The organism is Gammaproteobacteria bacterium (assembly GCA_003696665.1).
GTDB lineage: Bacteria > Pseudomonadota > Gammaproteobacteria > Enterobacterales.
Genome location: RFGJ01000322.1, coordinates 1 through 1,271 on the forward strand (window position 1 = coordinate 1; position 1,271 = coordinate 1,271).

Here is a 1,271-nt window from a genome sequence, read left to right on the forward strand (position 1 = left end):
AATGTCACGGACAATAAAGTCAGTGATCATCCGGGTGAAGTCTTTCTTGGCGTCGTGGACGCTGATCAGACGCCGATCACGAGCGGCTCTGGCTATGCGTCGACCACCACGCAAATTCGCGATGCCGTATTTGGGAAAAATGAAGCCTCGACGGACACCTTCTCGGATGATAAGGATTATACTCACCCTGAACAGCCTCAGTCAGGCGTTATTCTTCCGAAGTTGGGCGTGAAGATGACCGTTATGCAGGAAGCTGCCGACAGCAGTAGTGCAACGGTCCAGATTAGCCAGCAGCCGCTTGCGTTGACCGCTGACTTTACTTGGCGTGCCAATTTCCGAACCATTACGTTTAACCAGAACGTAGCGGGTGGGCAAGGAAGCCTGACCTATCAGTGGGACTTTGGTGATGGTGCCACAGGTACTGGCGCGACCGTCACGCATACTTATGCTGCCAGTGGCAGTTACACGGTCACGCTTACGGTCACGGATGCCAATAATGAGACGAGTTCAAAGTCCTATAACGTAGAAGTGGCGGAGCCATTAGCGGCAGATTTCACCGTCACGGTGAATGGTCCTTCGGTGACGGTCACCGATGCCTCCACAGGTGGGACTAATTTGTCCTATCAATGGGACTTTGGCGATGGAACCGCCGCCGAAACCGGATCACCTGTCACTCATACTTATACTGCCAGTGGCGACTACACCATTACCTTGACGGTGACCAGTGAAGATCAACAACAGGATGCGGTCAGTAAAACTGTGACGGTCTCTGTGCCACCCAATGCACGTTTTGATTATAGTGTCTCTGATTTAACGGTGACCTTTACCAATCGTACGACGGCGGGTGACGGTGAAATCTCGTATACCTGGGATTTCGGTGATGGTCAGACATCAACCGATGTATCGCCGGTACACACCTATTCAGCTGCTGGCACCTATACCGTGACTTTGACCGCTACCGATGCGAAAGGGCAGACCGATACTTATAGCCGTAGTGTCACAGTCAACGCTCCGTCATCTGGAGGTAACGGTGGTTCAACCGGTGGTGGTGGCGGTGGCGGCGCCCTGTGGTTGTTTGCTTTCGTACCCCTTGTGCGCAGGAAGCTTTCCAGTCAGCGCAATTGAAGCCTCCCGGAGGTCTTGGTTAAGCCGGCCTAGTGCCGGCTTTTTTCGTTTGCCCAGCGAGGCTGGCAAACCCGGCAGGCTGAAAGAAGCCTGCGTCGCCCCGACTGAGGGGAAGACAATCCGAATGGCAAGGGCGTTGCTGGCCA

The 1,271-nt window shown here is 54.1% G+C and carries 2 protein-coding genes; one reads left to right on the forward strand and one right to left on the reverse strand.

Features of this window, described 5'->3' with window-relative positions; genetic code table 11:
* Nucleotides 1–1,125, forward strand: a 1,125-nt coding sequence (locus D6694_08515) for a PKD domain-containing protein (GenBank protein RMH41845.1), incomplete at its 5' end; no start/stop codon positions are given.
* On the opposite strand, the gene D6694_08520 is transcribed toward D6694_08515, so the two are convergent.
* On the reverse strand, nt 1,036–1,271 hold a 236-nt coding region (locus D6694_08520), incomplete at its 5' end, for a hypothetical protein (protein RMH41846.1). The two genes, D6694_08515 and D6694_08520, sit on opposite strands and share 90 nt — an antisense overlap.